Source organism: Massilia niabensis (assembly GCF_042655085.1).
GTDB classification, from domain to species: domain Bacteria; phylum Pseudomonadota; class Gammaproteobacteria; order Burkholderiales; family Burkholderiaceae_D; genus Telluria; species Telluria niabensis.
This window is the reverse complement of sequence record NZ_JBHSMU010000013.1, coordinates 124,929-142,330: the sequence shown is the minus strand read 5'-3', so window position 1 is coordinate 142,330 and position 17,402 is coordinate 124,929. Positions and strand designations below refer to the sequence as shown.

15 protein-coding genes are annotated in these 17,402 nt (G+C 64.9%); 4 read left to right on the top strand and 11 right to left on the bottom strand.

Annotated elements, in window-relative coordinates; genetic code table 11:
- Positions 1-22: 22 nt before the first annotated feature.
- From ACFPN5_RS12560 to phaC, 5 genes are all read right to left on the bottom strand, one after another.
- A complete protein-coding gene (locus ACFPN5_RS12560; RefSeq protein WP_379783682.1) occupies positions 23-2,194 on the bottom strand; it encodes a peptidase domain-containing ABC transporter in 2,172 nt (723 codons plus the stop codon).
- Between the two features lie 250 nt (positions 2,195-2,444).
- A complete protein-coding gene (locus tag ACFPN5_RS12555) occupies positions 2,445-3,635 on the bottom strand; it encodes a cystathionine beta-lyase (RefSeq protein ID WP_379783680.1) in 1,191 nt (396 codons plus the stop codon).
- A 17-nt stretch (positions 3,636-3,652) separates the two neighbouring features.
- Entirely contained in the window at positions 3,653-5,074 is a 1,422-nt protein-coding gene (gene rimO / locus ACFPN5_RS12550; RefSeq protein ID WP_379783914.1) for a 30S ribosomal protein S12 methylthiotransferase RimO, read from the bottom strand.
- A 189-nt stretch (positions 5,075-5,263) separates the two neighbouring features.
- The gene (gene phaR / locus ACFPN5_RS12545) at positions 5,264-5,833 is read right to left on the bottom strand and encodes a polyhydroxyalkanoate synthesis repressor PhaR (RefSeq protein WP_379783678.1); all 570 of its coding nucleotides are present in this window, start codon (positions 5,831-5,833) and stop codon (positions 5,264-5,266) included.
- Between the two features lie 177 nt (positions 5,834-6,010).
- Positions 6,011-7,816, bottom strand: coding sequence for a class I poly(R)-hydroxyalkanoic acid synthase (gene phaC, locus ACFPN5_RS12540; RefSeq protein ID WP_379783676.1), 1,806 nt, complete (start codon positions 7,814-7,816; stop codon positions 6,011-6,013).
- A gap of 44 nt (positions 7,817-7,860) precedes the next feature.
- Here phaC and ACFPN5_RS12535 point away from each other — a divergent pair, with 44 nt between their 5' ends.
- A complete protein-coding gene (locus ACFPN5_RS12535; RefSeq protein ID WP_379783674.1) occupies positions 7,861-8,145 on the top strand; it encodes a hypothetical protein in 285 nt (94 codons plus the stop codon).
- A 23-nt stretch (positions 8,146-8,168) separates the two neighbouring features.
- Here ACFPN5_RS12535 and pgeF read toward each other — a convergent pair whose 3' ends face one another.
- Positions 8,169-8,945, bottom strand: coding sequence for a peptidoglycan editing factor PgeF (pgeF, locus tag ACFPN5_RS12530; protein ID WP_379783672.1), 777 nt, complete (start codon positions 8,943-8,945; stop codon positions 8,169-8,171).
- Positions 8,945-9,991: an RluA family pseudouridine synthase gene (locus ACFPN5_RS12525; RefSeq protein WP_379783670.1), complete on the bottom strand. Its 1,047-nt coding sequence runs from the start codon at positions 9,989-9,991 to the stop codon at positions 8,945-8,947. The genes pgeF and ACFPN5_RS12525 overlap by 1 nt, the downstream gene beginning before the upstream one ends.
- A 64-nt stretch (positions 9,992-10,055) precedes the next feature.
- Here ACFPN5_RS12525 and ACFPN5_RS12520 point away from each other — a divergent pair, with 64 nt between their 5' ends.
- Complete coding sequence (locus ACFPN5_RS12520; protein ID WP_379783668.1) at positions 10,056-10,883, top strand: outer membrane protein assembly factor BamD; 828 nt, start codon at positions 10,056-10,058, stop codon at positions 10,881-10,883.
- A gap of 49 nt (positions 10,884-10,932) precedes the next feature.
- Here the strand turns inward: ACFPN5_RS12520 and yaaA are convergent, their stop codons facing one another.
- Positions 10,933-11,703, bottom strand: coding sequence for a peroxide stress protein YaaA (gene yaaA, locus ACFPN5_RS12515; protein ID WP_379783666.1), 771 nt, complete (start codon positions 11,701-11,703; stop codon positions 10,933-10,935).
- 28 nt (positions 11,704-11,731) lie between these two features.
- Here yaaA and ACFPN5_RS12510 point away from each other — a divergent pair, with 28 nt between their 5' ends.
- Both ACFPN5_RS12510 and ACFPN5_RS12505 read left to right on the top strand, forming a co-directional pair.
- A complete protein-coding gene (locus tag ACFPN5_RS12510; RefSeq protein WP_379783664.1) occupies positions 11,732-12,187 on the top strand; it encodes a putative toxin-antitoxin system toxin component, PIN family in 456 nt (151 codons plus the stop codon).
- 39 nt (positions 12,188-12,226) lie between these two features.
- Entirely contained in the window at positions 12,227-13,384 is a 1,158-nt protein-coding gene (locus tag ACFPN5_RS12505) for a pyridoxal phosphate-dependent aminotransferase (protein ID WP_379783662.1), read from the top strand.
- A gap of 19 nt (positions 13,385-13,403) precedes the next feature.
- Here ACFPN5_RS12505 and ACFPN5_RS12500 read toward each other — a convergent pair whose 3' ends face one another.
- From ACFPN5_RS12500 to mshL, 3 genes are read right to left on the bottom strand one after another with little or no spacing between them, the layout of a single operon-like run.
- Complete coding sequence (locus tag ACFPN5_RS12500; protein WP_379783660.1) at positions 13,404-14,696, bottom strand: tetratricopeptide repeat protein; 1,293 nt, start codon at positions 14,694-14,696, stop codon at positions 13,404-13,406.
- Positions 14,693-15,586: an ExeA family protein gene (locus ACFPN5_RS12495; protein WP_379783658.1), complete on the bottom strand. Its 894-nt coding sequence runs from the start codon at positions 15,584-15,586 to the stop codon at positions 14,693-14,695. Before ACFPN5_RS12495 ends, ACFPN5_RS12500 begins: the two co-directional genes overlap by 4 nt.
- The gene (gene mshL / locus ACFPN5_RS12490; RefSeq protein ID WP_379783656.1) at positions 15,586-17,397 is read right to left on the bottom strand and encodes a pilus (MSHA type) biogenesis protein MshL; all 1,812 of its coding nucleotides are present in this window, start codon (positions 17,395-17,397) and stop codon (positions 15,586-15,588) included. Before mshL ends, ACFPN5_RS12495 begins: the two co-directional genes overlap by 1 nt.
- Positions 17,398-17,402 lie beyond the last annotated feature (5 nt).

The following is a 17,402-nucleotide window of genomic DNA, read 5'->3' as shown; positions in this document are numbered from 1 at the left end:
GCGAACTGCGGTCAGTTCGCGTTCAGGGATTGGTTCGGGCGGCCGGAGCCGGGGTGGATGGCGGCACGACCTGCATTTTGGGTGCGGCCTGCCTGGTCGCCTGCGCAGACTTGTCGAAGCTGAATACTTCGTCGACCTGCAGGCCGCGCGGAATCTGGTGGGTGATGAATACCATCGTGACCTTCCCCTTGAGCGAGTTCACGGTGCGGGCGAACTGCTCGGCGGTGTGCTGGTCGAGGTTCGAGACGGCCTCGTCGAAAATCAGGATGCCCGGCTTGCGCAGCAGCGCGCGTGCGATCGCCAGGCGCTGGCGCTGGCCGCCGGACAGGCCGGTGCCGCGCTCGCCGATCTCGGTCTGGTATCCCTGCGGCAGCTTGTCGATCGTCTCGTGGATTTCGGCGGCCTTACAGGCGGCGATCACGTCCTCGAAACTGGCATGTGGGTAGGCCATGACCAGGTTGTCGTAGATCGTCCCGGAAAACAGCACCGTTTCCTGCGGCACCACGCCGAACACTTGCCGCAGCTCGTTCGCGGCGAGGAAGCGGATGTCGCGCCCGTCGAGCTCTACCCGCCCGTCGCTGGGCTGGTAAAAACCGAGCATCAGCTTGGCCAGCGTGCTCTTGCCGCAGCCGGACGGGCCCATCAGCACACTGAGGCGGCCCGGCTTGAAGGCGAGGTTCAGGTTGCGGTACAGCCAGGGATGGTGCTCGGAATAACGGAAGGACACGTTCACCAGCTCCAGCTGCCCCTGCGCCTTCGCTTCGCGGCTCGGCACCAGCGCATACGGCTCGGCCGGCATGTCCATCATGTCGCCCAGGCGCTTGACGGCAATATTCGCCTGCTGGAATTCCTGCCACAGGCCGGACAGCCGCAGCATCGGCTGGCTCATGCGGCCGGCAAACATCTGGAAGGCAACCAGCATGCCGACGGTGAAGCCGTCATTCCCCATCACCAGCACGGCGCCGACCAGCAGGATCGACAGCGTCATCACCTGCTCGACTGCGTTGGCGGCCACGTTATAAGTATTGCCGACCTGCTTGGTGGAAAAGCCGGCGGCCAGGTACTGGGCCAGCAGGTCGCTGTACTTGCGGTCGACGTCCGGCTCCATCTGCAGCGACTTGACGGTGCCCATGCCGGCCAGGTATTCGGTGAGAAAAGCCTGGTTGCGCGCGCCCAGCATGAACTGCTGGTTGAGGCGCTCGCGAAACAGCGGCGTCACCAGCACGCTCATCAGGGCAATCACCCCGAGCAGCCCGACCGCGATCAGGGACAGCTGCCAGCTGTAGCTGAACATGACGCCCAGGAAAATGAGCAGGAATGGCAGGTCGAGGATCAGGGTGACGGCCGCGCCGGAAATGAATTCGCGGATGGTCTCGACGCCCTGCAGGCGCGCGACCAGGGTGCCGGTCGGGCGCTGCTCGAAATACGGCAGCGGCAGGCGCAGCATGTGGCGGAACACTTCGCTCCCCAATACGGCGTCGATGCGGTTGCCGGTGTGCAGCACCAGGTATTGGCGCAGCCAGGTCATGACGGAGGTAAACAGCATGAACATCAAGAGGCCGATGCCGAGCACGAGCAGCGTGTTCTTGGTCTGGTGCACCACCACCTTGTCGATGATGGCTTGGGTGAATAGAGGCGTGGCCAGGCCGACCAGCTGGATCGCCAGCGAGGCCAGCAGGACATCGCGCCAGATCGACTTGTGCTTCAGGAGTTCGGGGACGAACCAGCGGAAGCCGAACGCCTTTTTTTCCTGAGTGAAGCCGGCGATTTCCTCGTCGCCGTCCGTGCTGCCGACATCGGGCTCCTTGCCGAACAACAGGATGCTCGGGGCGAAGCGCAGCGCGGCTTCCTCGACCGTGATCGACTCGGGTGTGTCGCTGCCGGCGCGAAAGACGCTCAGCAGCTTGCCATCGGCCTTTACGACCAGGACGGCGCTCGTGCCGGCCTCTGGCTGTTCGGCACGCAGGAAAGCGACCGCAGGCAGGGAGAGCTGTTGCCAGTCGACGCCGGCAAGATCGCAGCTGCCGCTCTTGATGCCGAGCGAACGGGCCATCTCGTGGAAGCTGCCCAGGTTGTAGGGAGGCGGGAACTGCTGGGCGACCAGGGCACTGTCGAAGGGAATGCGATAGAAACCGCACAGGCTCCCCAGGGCCCATATGACTTCTTCACGCCGAACAGTGTCGGTAAGCGACATAAACCGTTTTTCCCGTAGTGTTGAAGGTGCGCTGATCTTATGAATCCGTCACCAGTATTTCCACAAAGAAAAAGTTTATCACGTATGTTGCCGCGGGGAAACGGGAAAGCGCAAAACTATTCAATTCGGCAGCATGCCCGGGCTGAACCGTGTTGCATTAGATCAACTAAGGCTGTCGACAGGCGAAAAAAAACCACCGCATTGCGGTGGCTGTTGGCTGCGCGTGACGCCTGCTGGCGCCGCAGACGGGCTAGTTCAGCCGGTCCAATGCCTGCGCCATGTCGGCGATCAGGTCATCCGGCTCTTCCAGGCCAATGTTGAAGCGCACCAGCACGCCCCTGCCCTGCCAGTTGCGGCGAATCGCCGTCATCCGGTACGGCATCACCAGGCTGTTCGCGCCGCCCCAGCTGTAGCCGAGTCCGAACAGGGTGAGCGAATCGACGAAGCGGTCGGTTTGCTCTTCGGTATAGCGCTCGTCGAAAATGACCGAGAACAGGCCGCCGGCGCCGGTAAAATCGCGGCGCCAGATGGCGTGCCCCGGGCAATCCTCGAAGGCCGGGTGCAGCACCGTCGTGATTTCCGGGCGGCTTTTCAGCCAGGCGGCAACCTTGCGCGCCGCGGCATCGTGCGCTTCGAAACGCAGCTTCATGGTCGGCAGGCCGCGCATCACGAGATAGGCATCGTCCGCGCTCACGCCCATCCCCAGGCGCATGTGCGCCATGGCGAGCCGGTCGTGCACGGCCCGGTCGCGGGTGATCAGGGCGCCCATCAGCACGTCGGAGCCGCCCGACTGGTATTTGGTCAGCGCGTGCATGACGATGTCGACGCCGAGCTCGAAACCGCGCAGTGCGAGCCCGGCCGACCATGTGTTGTCGAGCGCGACGAGTACGCCGCGCGCATGCGCCGCGGCGCAGATGGCTGGCAAGTCCGGCACTTCCATCGACACCGAACCCGGCGCCTCGGTCCAGATCAGCCTGGTATTCGGCTGGATCAGGTCGGCGATGCCTGCGCCGATCAGGGGGTCATAGTAACGTGCGGTGATGCCGAAATCGTTCGTGAGCCAGCGCCCCAGCTCGCGGTTCGGGTTGTAGACGTTATCCGGCAGCAGCACATCGTCGCCCGTTTTCAACAGGGCGAAGTCGACCATCGCGATCGCCGCCAGTCCGGAAGGCGCCAGCAGGCAATGGCTGCCGCCTTCGATCTCGGCCAGGCGCGCTTCCAGCGTGAAAGTGGTCGGCGTGCCGTGCAGGCCATAGGTATAGGCCGTTTTGTCCTTCCACTGGCCGGAGCGCATCGCCGCCACATTCTCGAACAGCACGGTGGACGCGTGGTGGATCGCCGGCGGGTAGGCGGCAAAGCCGCCGGGCGCCGTGTAATCGGTGTGGACGATGGTGGTCTGGAGCGACTTTGCGAGTAACTTCGGGAGCAACTTCGTGGTCATGGCCTTCCCCCGCCCTTTTACACTACGCTGGCCCAGAGGTCGTGCGCATCGGCCTTGGTGACGACGACGTCGGCGAACTGGCCCACGGCCAGCTTGGCCTTGCCGGGAATGAGCGAGCGCTTGATGTGGACCACGCCGTCGATTTCCGGCGCGTCCGCGCTCGAGCGGCCGATCGCTTCGCGCGGCGTGACTTCGTCGATCAGCACGCGAATCGTCTTGCCGACTTTTGCCTGCAGGCGCTTGAGCGAGATTTCCTCCTGCAGCAGCATGACGCGCGCGCGGCGCTCTTCACGTACTGCTTCCGGCACCGGATTGGCCAGCAGGTTGGCCGTCGCGCCTTCCACAGGCGAGTAAGCGAAGCAGCCCAGGCGGTCGATCTGCGCTTCCTTCAGGAACTCGAGCAGGTATTCGAACTCGGCTTCGGTTTCACCGGGGAAGCCGGCAATGAAGGTCGAGCGGATCGTCAGGTCCGGATTCATCGCGCGCCAGGCCAGGATGCGGTCGAGGTTTTTTTCGCCGCTTGCGGGGCGCTTCATGCGCTTCAGGACGTCAGGATGGGCGTGCTGCATCGGGATGTCGAGGTAAGGCAGCACGTGGCCGTCGCCCATCAGCGGAATGACCTGGTCGACGTGCGGGTACGGATAGACGTAGTGCAGGCGCACCCAGGCGTCGTACTGGCGCGCGAGCTGGCCCAGCGCTTCGGTCAGCTGGGTCATGTGGGTCTTGATCGGGCGGCCGTTCCAGAAACCGGTGCGGAACTTGACGTCCACGCCATACGCGCTCGTGTCCTGCGAAATCACCAGCAATTCCTTGACGCCGGCTTTGAACAGGTTTTCCGCTTCCTTCAGCACGTCGTGGATCGGACGCGACACCAGGTCGCCGCGCATCGACGGGATGATGCAGAAGCTGCAGCGGTGATTGCAGCCCTCGGAAATCTTCAGGTAGGCGTAATGCTTTGGCGTGAGCTTGACGCCGTGGTCCGGCATCAGGTCGATGAACGGGTTGTGCGTCATCGGCAGGTGCAGGTGCACCGACTCCATCACCTCTGCCATCGCATGCGGGCCGGTCACGGCCAGCACCTTCGGGTGGACCTTGGTAATAATATCTTCGCCCGCCGCATCCTTCTTCGCGCCCAGGCAGCCGGTGACGATGACTTTGCCGTTCTCGGCCAGCGCTTCGCCGATCGCGTCGAGCGACTCCTGCACCGCGGCATCGATGAAGCCGCAGGTGTTGACGATGACGAGGTCGGCCCCGTCATACGACTTGGCGGTCTGGTAGCCCTCGGCACGCAGCTGGGTCAGGATCTGCTCCGAGTCGACCAGCGCCTTCGGGCAGCCGAGCGAGACGAAACCGACCTTCGGGGCAGCGGCGACAGCAGCGGCGACTTCAGCAGGGGTAGCGGTAGTAACAGGTGCGGGATTACGGCGGAGTTCGAGCATGAGCGGCGGGAAGGTAAACATTCTGGGCAATCTGCGATTGTACCTGAAGCGGGGCTGGCAGGACACCGGATGGACCGTTTTGGGTGCCAGGCGGGCCATTGTGCAACGCGGCCGTTGCCTCAAAAACAAAATGCCCGGCACAGGGCCGGGCATTCAGCGAAACGGGACGCGGACGCCCCGCCTACGCAATCACTTCTTGTCTGTCGGCGTCGTGGTCGTTGTCGGCGGGAACGGGAACGCGCTGAACAGCGCCTTGCTCTGGTTCTGCATCTGCTCCTGCATCTGCACGAACAGGTTCTTGCTCTGGTCGATGTAGTTGTTCATCATGCCCTGCATCATCGGGCCCTGCACGTTCATGAACTGCGCCCACATTTCTGGACTGAAGGGCTTGCCTTCGATGGCGCCGGCGGCGTTGCTGGTGAACTTGTTCTGGATGTCGGTGAACGCCTGCACGTTCTTTTCCAGGTAGGAACCCATCATGCCCTGCATGGCATGGCCGTAGTAACGGATGATCTGCGCCAGCACCGGGCTGGTAAACATCGGCGCGCCGTTGGCTTCCTCTTCCAGGATGATCTGCAACAGGATGCTGCGGGTCAGGTCTTCGCTCGTCTTGGCGTCGACGACGGTAAACTCGTCGGCGTCGAGGACGAGTTGCTTTACGTCTGTCAAGGTAATGTAGGAACTGGTCTGGGTGTCGTAGAGGCGACGGTTCGGGTATTTCTTGATCAGGCGTTCGGTACTGTTTTTTCCACTGCTCATCTCAGGTTCCATAAATTGCGTCGCTGCCATGCATGGGCGGAACGCTTTTGAATAATTACCAAAAAGCCGGCGTCGATTATGTCCGGGCGGCGCCATGGCGCCGCCCGGCCAAACCAACTAAAAATACCACGTTCGTTGCGCAGGTGCAGCAATTATTACGCTGCCTTGCCCTTCACTCTACAATCCCTCCGCCCTCACCTTGACATACCGTCCCGGCGCCGGTTCGGTCGGCTGATAACGGTCGTTGCCCGGCTGGGCAGGTGCCGGCACCTCGGCGCCACCGTTTTCTTGCAGGAAGCGCGCCCACTCCGGCCACCAGCTGCCCTTGCGCTCTTCTGCGCCGGCAAACCAGCCCTCGGCCGTCAGCGGGATGATGTTCTTTTCGCCTTTGCCGCCCTTACCGCGCTTGTCGTTCTTTTCGCTCTTTTCGCCCACATCGCGCGCCTCATTCACCCAGTGGCTGCGCTTGTTCTTCGAGGCCGGGTTGATCACCCCGGCAATGTGACCCGAAGCGCCCAGCACGAAGCGGTTCGCCTTCGGCTTCTTCGGGTTGAGCAGGTTCACCGAGGCGAACGCGGCCTGCCACGGCACGATGTGGTCTTCCTTCGAACCGTAGATGAAGGTCGGGCAGTCGATGCGGCCGAGGTCGACCGGCACGCCGCACACGGTCATCGCGCCCGGCTGCTTGAGCTTGTCCTCGAGATACATGTTACGCAGGTAGGAGCAAAACATCGGGCCCGGCAGGTTGGTGCTGTCGGCGTTCCAGTACAGCAGGTCGAATGCCGGCGGCGTCTTGCCCTTCAGGTAGTTCTGCTGGACGTAGTTCCACACCAGGTCGTTCGGGCGCAGGGCCGAGAAGGTGCTTGCCAGGTCGCCGCCCGGCATGATGCCGCCCTTGGCCAGCTTCTGCTCGCGCAGCGCCACCTGGGTTTCATCGATGAACACCTCGAGCACGCCGGCGTCGGAAAAATCGAGCAGGGTCGTGAGCAGGGACAGGCTCGCGGCCGGCTGGCGGTCGCGCGCGGCCAGTACCGACAGCGCCGAGGCGGCGATCGTGCCGCCGACGCAGAAGCCGAACACGTGCACCTTCTCCTGGCCGCTGATTTCGCGCGCCACATCGATCGCCTCGATCGCGCCGCGCTCGACATAGTCGTCCCAGGTGAGCGAGCCCATCGACTTGTCGGGATTGCGCCACGAGACCATGAATACGGTATTGCCCTGGTCAACCACGTAACGCACCAGCGAATTTTCCGGTTGGAGGTCGAGGATGTAGAATTTGTTGATGCACGGCGGAATCATCAGCAGCGGCACCGCGTGCACGTTCGGCGTCGACGGGCTGTACTGGATCAGCTGGAACAGGTCGTTCTCGTAGACGACATGGCCGGGCGCGGTGCCGACGTTCACGCCGACTTCGAAGGCCGATTCATCGGACTGCGAAATGCGGCCCTTCTGCAGGTCCGCCAGCATGTTCTGCAAACCCTTGGTCAGGCTTTCGCCCTTGGTCTCGATGAGCTTGGCGTGGACTTCCGGATTCGTGGCCAGGAAGTTGGCGGGTGACATTGCGTCGACCATCTGCTGTACCGCGAAGCGGATTTTCTGGCGTTCACGCGGACCGGCCTCGACCGCATCGGCCAGGGCCAGCATGAATTCGCCGTTCAGAAGGTAGGACGCGGCGGTGAAGGCCGAGAACGGGCTGGCCGTCCACTCCGAGCTCGAGAAGCGCTTGTCATGGATTTCCGGGGTCTTGCCCGACATGAAATCCTGCCACAGGCGGCCGGCTGTTTGCAGGTAGTCCTGGCGCAGCGCGTCGAGCCTGCCCTGCGACAGGGTGACGCCGAAGTCCTTGAACACGCCGGCGAGCGGATTGGGCGCGGCGCCCTGGAGTGCGCCGGCCTGGGGCGTCATCCATCCCTGCCAGGCGGTCGGGTCGGAGAGCTGGGTCATCCAGGTGGCGGCAAAAGCTTGGGGGTCGGGCATATTCATGTCGGCGTCCGTTGTTAGAATCGGGTTGTCAACTGGAGAAAAGCATGTGGATTGTTGCGATTGGCTGGATTTATGTCGTCATCCTGATGGCGGCGACGGAAACGTCCGTCATTGCCGGGGTGATGACATTTTTAATTTACTGCATGATACCCCTGTCTATACTTTTTTACCTGACCGGGTCAAAGCGGCGCCATGCAAGGCGCATCGCGGCCCAGCAGGCAGGTACGAAGCATGACGACGGTTCGGCAGCCCCGGCAAGCCCCGCAGCGACGAAAGCACCGGGCGGCGCGGACGCAGGCAATGATGCCGGCGGCGATGGAGGGGACTAAAGTATTCAGGACGCCGGGATGCGTCACTTGAGCCAGATCAAACTCGCCTGGCGGCCGGTCACGCCATCGCGGCGGTACGAATAGAAGCGGTCGCGCTCCACGGCCGTGCAGTGCAGGCCCCCTGCCACGCTGGTGACGGCATCCTTTTCCAGCATCAGGCGCGCCAGGGCGAACATGTCGGCCGTGTACTTGCCGCCGCGCTCGGGATGGCGGACAAACGCGAAACCGATGTCGTGCCCTGGGAGTGCCCGGGCAAAACTGTCGAATACGTCCTGCCCGACCTCGAAGGCCGTCGGCCCGATGGCCGGCCCCATCCAGGCCGTGATCTCGCCGGCCCCGGCGGCGCGCATGGCGGCCACCGTTTGCCCCAGCACACCACCGGCCAGGCCGCGCCAGCCGGCGTGGGCGGCGCCGACAACCTTGCCGTCACGATCGGCAAACAGCACCGGCAGGCAGTCGGCTGTCAGGATGGCGCAGACCACGCCCGGCGCAGTGGCGATGCTGGCGTCGCCGGTGCGGGTCGGTTGGCCGGGGCCGACCGTGGCGGCATCGACCACGTCCGCGCCGTGCACCTGCGAGATCCAGGCCGGGCGGCCGGGCAGGTGCGCCTGGAGGCGCGCCCGGTTGTCAAGCACGGCCGCCGGGTCGTCGCCCACGTGCAACCCAAGGTTGAACCCGCCCCCGCCGCGCCCGTCGTCGTAGGGCGCGTTCGAGACCCCGCCCTGGCGCGTGGTGGCCAGCGCGCCGATGTTGCCTGGGGCGTCCGGCCAGTCGGGGAACATCAGGTGCGCGCAGTCCATTACACAGCGTCCGGTTCGGCGATCCCGGCGCGCGCGATCAGCTCGGCGAAATCCTGGGCCAGCGGGACCACCCATTCACAGGCTTCGCCGGTGGCCGGGTGCACCAGGCCGAGGCGGCGCGCCTGCAGGGCCTGCCGATGGAATACCGGGCTCAGGTGCGTCTTGCCATACACCGAATCGCCCACCAGCCCGAAGCCGATCGACAGCATGTGCACGCGGATCTGGTGGGTACGGCCGGTTTCGAGCCGGCACTGCACCAGGCTCACCGGACGGCGGTCGAGCATGCCTTCCGCGATACGCGTGTAGTGCGTGATTGCCGGCTTGGCGCCCAGGCTGCTCGAGACCGCCATCTTGACGCGGTCCTTCGGGTGGCGCCCCATAGGCGCGTCGATGGTGCCGGACAGTTGCGGCGTGCCCCAGACCAGGGCGAGGTATTCGCGCTTGACGGTGCGTGCCTGCAGCTGGCGCACGAGGTCGGTCTGCGCAGCCAGCGTCTTGCCGACCACCATCAGGCCGCTCGTGTCCTTGTCGAGGCGGTGCACGATGCCGGCGCGCGGCACCGAGGCCAGTTGCGGCGCATGGTGCAGCAGGCCGTTGAGGAGCGTGCCGGTCCAGTTGCCGGCGCCCGGGTGCACGACCAGGCCGGCCGGCTTGTTGATCACGAGGATATGCTCGTCCTCGAAGACAATATTCAAAGCAATTGCTTCCGGAGCGAAAGCAGTATCTTCGGGCGCGGGCTGGGGCGCGACGACGATGGTTTCGTCGCCATAGGCGGTATCCTTGCCGCGTGCCGGCTTGCCGTCGACCAGGACGTTGCCCTGGTCAAACCACATCTGCAGGCGGCTGCGCGAAAACTGCGGCACCAGGCCTGCCACGACCTTGTCGAGGCGCTGTCCGCAGGCCTCTTCGCCCAGGCGCAAGGTGATCGGGGACAGGTCAATGCCGCTGGCAATGCCGGCAAGTTCAGGAAACTCGGCATCGATTTCATCGTCGAAATCGGGGTCCAGGGGCAAATCCGCCGAATTCGGCGTAGTTGTTAATATCACGTCAGTCCCATCGGCTATAATCAGCCGTTCGTTGAATCTCGGTAAAACTTTTCTGCAAAAAGCTATGCAAAAAAAACTGTTGGTGGTGGTTGCTACAAGCGTCCTGCTGGGCCTGTCCGGTTGCGGCATTCTGCCGGAACGTACTGACGAGACCCAGAAGTGGTCAGCGGAGAAATTATACGCTGAGGCACGCGGGGAGATGAGCAGCGGCCAATATGAGGCAGCCATCAAGCTGTTCCAGCGCCTCGAATCGAATTATCCGTTCGGCACCTACGCCACCCAGGCGCAGATGGAAATCGCCTACGCCCATTATAAGGCGCAGGACCAGGCCGAAGCGATGGCCGCGGTGGAGCGCTTCATCAAGCTGCACCCGAACCATCCGCAGGTCGACTACATGTACTACCTGCGCGGGCTGGTGAACTTCAACGACCAGATCGGCTTCCTGAGCGTCATCTACTCCCAGGACCCGACCGAGCGCGACCCGAAAGCGACGCGCGAAGCCTTCGCCGCGTTCAAGGCGCTCGTCGACAAGTTCCCGAACAGCAAATACGCGCCGGATGCGATCGCGCGCATGAACTACCTGATCAATGCGATGGCCGCCTATGAAGTGCATGTGGCGAATTACTACTACCGCCGCGGCGCCTACCTGGCCGCCGTCAACCGTGCGCAAAACGCCGTGGCCGAGTACCCGGAGTCGCCGGCGCGCGAGGAAGCGCTGTTCATCATGATCCGGTCGTACGACAAGCTCGGCAACCTCGCACTGCGCGACGACGCCCAGCGCGTCTTCACGCTCAATTACCCGAACAGCCGCTTCCTGAACCCGAACGCCGGCGGCGATACGCCGTGGTGGAAGTTCTGGACGAAGTCGGCGCCGAAGGATGTGTTGAAATAATGTACCGCGTCGGGTCGGCGGCTTCGCCGCCCACCCGACGCCCTTCGCTTCAGGCCAAGACCTTTCGCCGGAACAACCACTTCCGCTCCGTCGACTCCCCCGGCACGAACGCATACCCATCCACGTCGAATTCCTTCAACGCTTCCGCATCCGTGATCCCGTTCAGCGCCGCATAACGCGCCATCATTCCGCGCGCGCGCTTGGCGAAGAACGAGATGATCTTGTATTTCCCGTTCTTCCAGTCTTCGAACACCGGCGTGATGACCGGTACGTCGAGCAGCTTCGGTTTGACCGATTTGAAGTATTCTTCCGAGGCCAGGTTCACCAGCGCGCTCGAACCGGTTGCGGCTACTTCCAGGTTCAGGGCGCGCGTGATGGTGTCGCCCCAGAAGGTGTACAGGTCGCGGCCAGCAGGATTGGCCAGCCGGGTGCCCATTTCGAGCCGGTAGGGATGGATCAGGTCGAGCGGGCGCAGCAGGCCGTAGAGGCCTGAGAGGATACGCAGGTGGCGCCCGGTGTAAGCGAGCGCCGCCGCATCCAGGCTGCGCGCATCGAAGCCGGCATACACGTCGCCGTTGAAGGCCATCACGGCCTGGTGGCCCTCGCTGTGCTCAGGCGTCCAGCTGGCGTAGCGCGCAACGTTGAGCACAGCAAGCTGGTCGGAAATGTGCATCAGGTCGCCAACCTGGCCGGGCGACAGGTCGCGCAATACGCCAATCAATTGCGCGGCGCGGTCGGCGAAGGCCGGGAGCGTGTGTTCCTGGGTGGGAGTCGGAGTGTCGAGGTCGAGGGATTTGGCGGGCGATAAGACAATCAGCATAATACTCAAAGCAAATAAAATTTCCTCTATGATACCTGCTTCTGTGCAATCCATCGTCGTCGATACCAACGTCTGCCTCGACCTGTTCGTTTTCCACGACCCGCGCTGGGACGCCTTATTGCAGGCGCTCGAGCGCGCCGAAGTGCAGGCCGTCACCCGCGCCGACTGCCGCGACGAATACCTGGCGGTGCTGCACTACCCGCACCTGCCGCTCGACGACGAGCGCCGCCTGGTCGCGGCGCAGCGCTTCGACGCCCTGGTCCGGGTCGTTGCGCCCGACACCCGCCCGATCCGCCTGCCCGTCTGCAGCGACCGCGACGACCAGAAATTCCTCGAGCTCGCGCGCGACGCCGGCGCCGGCGTCCTCATCACCAAGGACAAGGCCTTGCTCAAGCTCGGTCGCAAGACGCTTCAAGCCGGCCTGTTCCGCATCATGCTGCCCGAGGCCTGGGTCAAGGCACATCTGGCGGCCGCGATAGAATAAGGGGTCACCAACCCTTTACTTACCCAAGCCCGCCGCACCATGACCAGCCCTGCCCTGCCATCGCGCCTGCCCGCCGTCGGGACCACTGTCTTCACCACCATGTCTGCGCTGGCAAGCCAACATGGCGCCGTCAACCTCGGTCAGGGCTTTCCCGACTTCGGCTGCGACCCGCGCCTGCTCGACTACGTCAACGACGCCATGCGCGCCGGCCACAACCAGTATCCCCCGATGACGGGCGTGCCGGCACTGCGCGAGGCCGTCGCCGCCAAGATCGGCAAGCTCTACGGCCACAGCTACGACGCCGCCTCCGAAATTACCGTCACCGCCGGTGCCACCCAGGCGCTCACCACCGCCATCCTGTGCTGCGTGCATCCGGGCGAGGAAGCCATCGTCATCGAACCAGCCTACGACAGCTATACGCCGGCCATTGCGCTGGCCGGCGGGGTCATGGTGCCGGTCTCGATGGAAATGGGGGAAAACGGCTACAGCGTGCCCTGGCAACAGGTCGCCGCCGCGGTGACGGCGCGCACGCGCCTGATCGTCATCAACTCGCCACACAATCCGACCGGCTCGATCCTGCGCCGCGCCGACCTGGACCAGCTTGCGGCCATCGTCGACGGCACCGACATCCTGGTCCTGTCGGACGAGGTCTACGAGCACATGGTGTACGACGGCGAGCGGCACGCGTCGGTGTCGAGCCATCCGCAACTGGTCGACCGGGCATTCGTCGTCTCGAGCTTCGGCAAGACCTATCATGTGACGGGCTGGAAGGTCGGCTACGTCGCCGCCCCGGCCCCCTTGAGCGCCGAGTTCCGCAAGGTGCACCAGTACAACGTCTTCACCGTGAACACGCCGATGCAGCACGGCATCGCGCGTTACATGGAAGACCCCGCCCCCTACCTCGACTTGCCGGCCTTTTACCAGAGGAAGCGCGACCTGTTCCGCGCCGGGCTCGCAGGCACGCGCCTGCGCCTGCTCCCGGCGGACGGCACCTATTTCCAGTGCGTCGGTTACGAGGAGATTTCGGACATGCCGGAAGCGCAGTTCGCAGCCTGGCTGACGACGGAATTGAAGGTTGCGGCGATTCCCGTCTCGGCCTTCTACAGCGGCGGCAAGGAATCCCGTATCGTGCGCTTCTGCTTCGCCAAGGGCGACGAGACGCTGGCGCTGGCGCTGGAACGCCTCAATAAGCTGTAAGGCGAAGTTGTAGAGCCTGCTAGCGCGCGAGTTGCTGCAGCTTGCGATCGACAAAGGCTTGCAGCTCGCCCGAGAGGCTGCCGAGCGCCTTGGCCTGGCGGAAGGCGCCGAGCGCCTCGGCGTTGCGCTTGTCCGCCTGCAAAGCAATTCCGAGTCCCATCCACCAGACGGCATTGCCGGGCGCGCTGCGCAGCGCGGTCTGGTAGTGTTCCACCGCCTCGCCGTAACGCGCCTGGCGCTGCAGCGCGCCGGCCAGGAAGGCGTGATAGTCGCCGTTGCCCGAGGCATACGGCAAGGTACGCAGCAGCGTGTCGATGCCGCTCTTGCCGCGCTCGATCTGCAGGCGTGCCAGCAGCATCGCCAGCGCTGGCTGGCGCGCATCCAGGGCCAGCGCCTGCTGCAGCTGGACCATGGCTTCGTCGCCGCGCTTACTTTCGATCAGCAAACCAACCAGGGTCTGGCGCGCCGCCTCGTGATGCGGGTGCGCGCGCAGCGTTTCGTGCAGGCCGGCGATCGCCTCGTTCACGCGGCCGTCCTGCAAGTACCCCAGCGCCCGGCGGTAGCTGTTTTCCGCGCTCTGTGACGTGGTTTCGACGCGGCCTTGCGCCCTGGCAGCCGGCGCATCCTCGGGCGCGGCGCCGGCGGCGCTTTCCTTGCGTTTCAAGGCCGCCACCCAGGCGGCATCCGCTTGCGTCCGTGCTGCCTCCCGCGCCTGCTGTTCGCGCAGGCGTTGTTCGGCGCCGGCGCGCTCGCCGGCAGGCAAGGCCGCGATGCGCGCTTCCTCGGCGCGCCAGCGCTTGACCAGCCGCGCTTCCTCGGCCCGGGCCCGCTCGCTGGCGACGGCCCAGGATGTCTCGGAGGCCGGCGCGGGCGCGGGCCGCATTGCCGGCGCTTGCGCGGGCTGCCTGCTGACGGATGCTGGTTTCTCGACAGGCGCCGGCGCGGCGCGGGGCGCAGGACTCGCAGGCACTGGCGCCTCTTCCTCAGCCACAGCCACGGGCGCTGCGGGTGGCGCGACCTCGGCAACGGTGACGGGCGCCGGCTCGGGCGCCGCGGGCGCCGCAGCGGGCGCCACCGTTACAACAGGCCTGGGATCGTAGGTCTTGCCCTTGCTCGGAATGACGAGCCAGACGACGACACCCAGGGCCACGGCCAGCAGCGCCGCCGCCGTGACGGCGGCGATGCGGCGCAGCGGCAGGCGCCCCACTCCCTCGGCCGGGCGTGCCACCGGCTTGACTGCCGGGGGCACGCCCCCGGCACGCGCATTACCGCGCGCGTCGAGGTCCTGCAGCATTTTATTAATCAGGCTCATCGTACAAAGGTCCACGCAAGTCCGGCCCCTGTGGCCGCCAGCGCCGCCAGTGTGCCGGCCAGCCAGGGCAGGACCTGCGGCTTGACCGCCATCGTGTCGCGCGCGGCCGCGCCCACGTGGTGGCTGCCGACCAGCTGCCTGCCTTCGCCGTAGCACAGCATCATCGCTTTATGCGCGAGGATGTTGACCAGGCGCGGTATGCCGCCGCTGGCGCCGTACAGGCGCCGGATCGCGCCGCTCGAAAACAGGCGCGCGCCCGTAAAGCCCGCCACGCGCAGGCGGTGCGCCACATAGTAATCCAGGTCGTCGCGGCTGAGGGGACCGAGGTGGTAGTGGAAGGTGATGCGCTGGGCGAGCTGGCGGATCGAGTCGAGCTCCAGTTTACGGTTCAGTTCGGGCTGGCCGAACAGCACGATCTGCAGCAGCTTGCGCTTTTCCGTCTCCAGGTTGGTGAGCAGGCGCAGGGCTTCCAGGCTCTCGACGGGCATGGCCTGGGCTTCGTCCAGGCAGAGCAGCACGCGCTTGTCCTGGCCCGCGAGCTCGAGCAGCCGGTGCGTGATCGATTTGAGCAACTGGTGCTGGTCGACGTCGCGCTCCAGGGGCGCCTCCAGTTCGTCGGCCAGTGCCAGCATCAGCGTGCGCGGCTCGAGGAAGGGGTTCGGGATATAGGCCGTCACGAAACCGTCGCCCAGGGTTGCCATGAACTTGCGGCACAGCAGGGTCTTGCCGGTGCCGACCTCGCCCGTGATCTTGATGAAGCCTTCGCCGCTGCGCGCGGCGACCAGCAGCGTGTTGAGCGCTTCCTGCGAGCGCGGACTGCCGAAAAAGAAACTCGTGTCCGGCGTGATGCCGAACGGCAGTTCGCGCAGGCCGAAGTGCTCCGCGTACATTACTTGCGCTCCAGGGTGCGCGGGTCCAGCCCCTCGATGCGGCGCGTCGCGTCCAGCAGGTCCTGGCTCCAGTTGTTCGTGCTGTCGACGATGGTCGGCTTGATCAGCACCACCAGCTCGCGCTTCTGGTTGACCTTGTTCTTGTTGCGAAACAGCGCGCCCAGCACCGGCACCCGGCCCGCGCCCGGCAGCTGGCTGGTGTCGTCGGTCGACGCCTGGCGCATCAGGCCGCCGATCGCCACCACCTGGCCGTCGCGCCCACGCACGATGCTGTCCAGTTCCGAGGTCGACGATGCCGCCAGCGGCAGCGTCAGCGAACCGGCCGAACCGAGGTCGACGCCCTTGATGATGGTCGTGACCTGGCTGACCGAGGGGTGCACGTGCAGCAGGATGTTGCCCTTCTCGTCGATCTGCGGCGTCACATCGAGCACCACGCCCGAGAAGAAAGGCTGCAGCGTCACGCTTGGCGTGACGACATTGCCCGCGGCGCTGGAACTGGTGGTGGTAGTCACGCCGGTGACGAAGAACTCGTCGGTGCCGATCTTCAGCACGGCCTTCTGGTTGTTGACGGCGGCGATGCGCGGGCTCGACAGCACGTGGACGCTGCCCTGCTGCTCGAGCAGCGAAATGAGCGCCGCGAAATTATTCGTCTGGAAGGCAAAGCCGAACAGGGCGCCGGCCGCGTTGGCCGCATTCGACAGCGAAAAGCCGGTACTCGCGGCCAGGCCCTGTCCATTGTTGATGACTGGCGGCTGGCCGCCGGCAAAGGGCAGCGGCTGCAGGCTGGCGCCGGGCGAAATAACGCCGGTCGCGACGCGGTTGTTGTTCGAATTGCCGATCGACGAGAAGCTGGCCCAGTTGATGCCGCTCTGGAACTGGTCGTTCAGCTCGACTTCGAGGATCTTCGCTTCCAGGATCACCTGGCGGTCGACCGAAAGCTGGGTCGCCTTCAGGTACATGTCGACATTGCGCAGCTCGTCGGGCATGGCGCGGATCACCAGCACGCCGGACTGTGGGCTCAGGACCACGCTGCGCCCGCCCGCTTTCGAACCGACGATGGCCTCGATGGACGCTTTCAGGTCGACCCAGAAGTCGTTGGTCGACATCGTGTTGACGTCGGTGCTGTCGGCCTGGGTCCCCATGCCGTTGCCGTTGTTGCCGTTGTTGCCGTTGTTGCCGTTGTTGCCGTTGTTGCCGTTGTTCGGCGTGTTCTGGTTCTGCTGGCCATTCTGCTGGCCCTGGTTGCCGGTATTGTTGGCGCCGGCATTCGCCACCGAGGTCGAGGTCACGCGCAGGTTCGAGGAGCCGCGCCGGCTGCCGACCAGGTAGTTCACGTGGAACATGCGCGTCTGCATCGTCAGCGGGCGGATCGTGATCCGGGTGCCGTCGATTTTGTAGTCGTAGCCATACATCTCGCGCACGGCGTCCAGGGTCTCGAGCAGCGTCACGTCCTTCAGGTTGGCGCTGATGCTGCCGCTCACTTCGGGATGCACCAGCATGTTGTAGCGGGTACCGGCGACGATCGAACGGAAGAACTGCTGGGCCGGCACGTTGTTGAACGAGACGTTGAAGCGCTCCTCGAGCGCAGGCCGCGCCTTCGGCAGCTCGCGCGCCAGGCTGGCGCTTGGGGGCAGCAGCGCGTTGGCCACCGCATCCTCGCTGGCCGGTGCGCCGCGGCTGGCGGCGCTGGCCGTGGCCACCTCGCGCTTGATCGCGTCGTAGGTGGCGTGCGGCGGCGTGCTCTGGCAGCCGGCCAGCTGCGCGCAGGCACAGGCGAGCGCAAGAAGGGAGAGTGGTCGCAGGGTTGTCATATGCC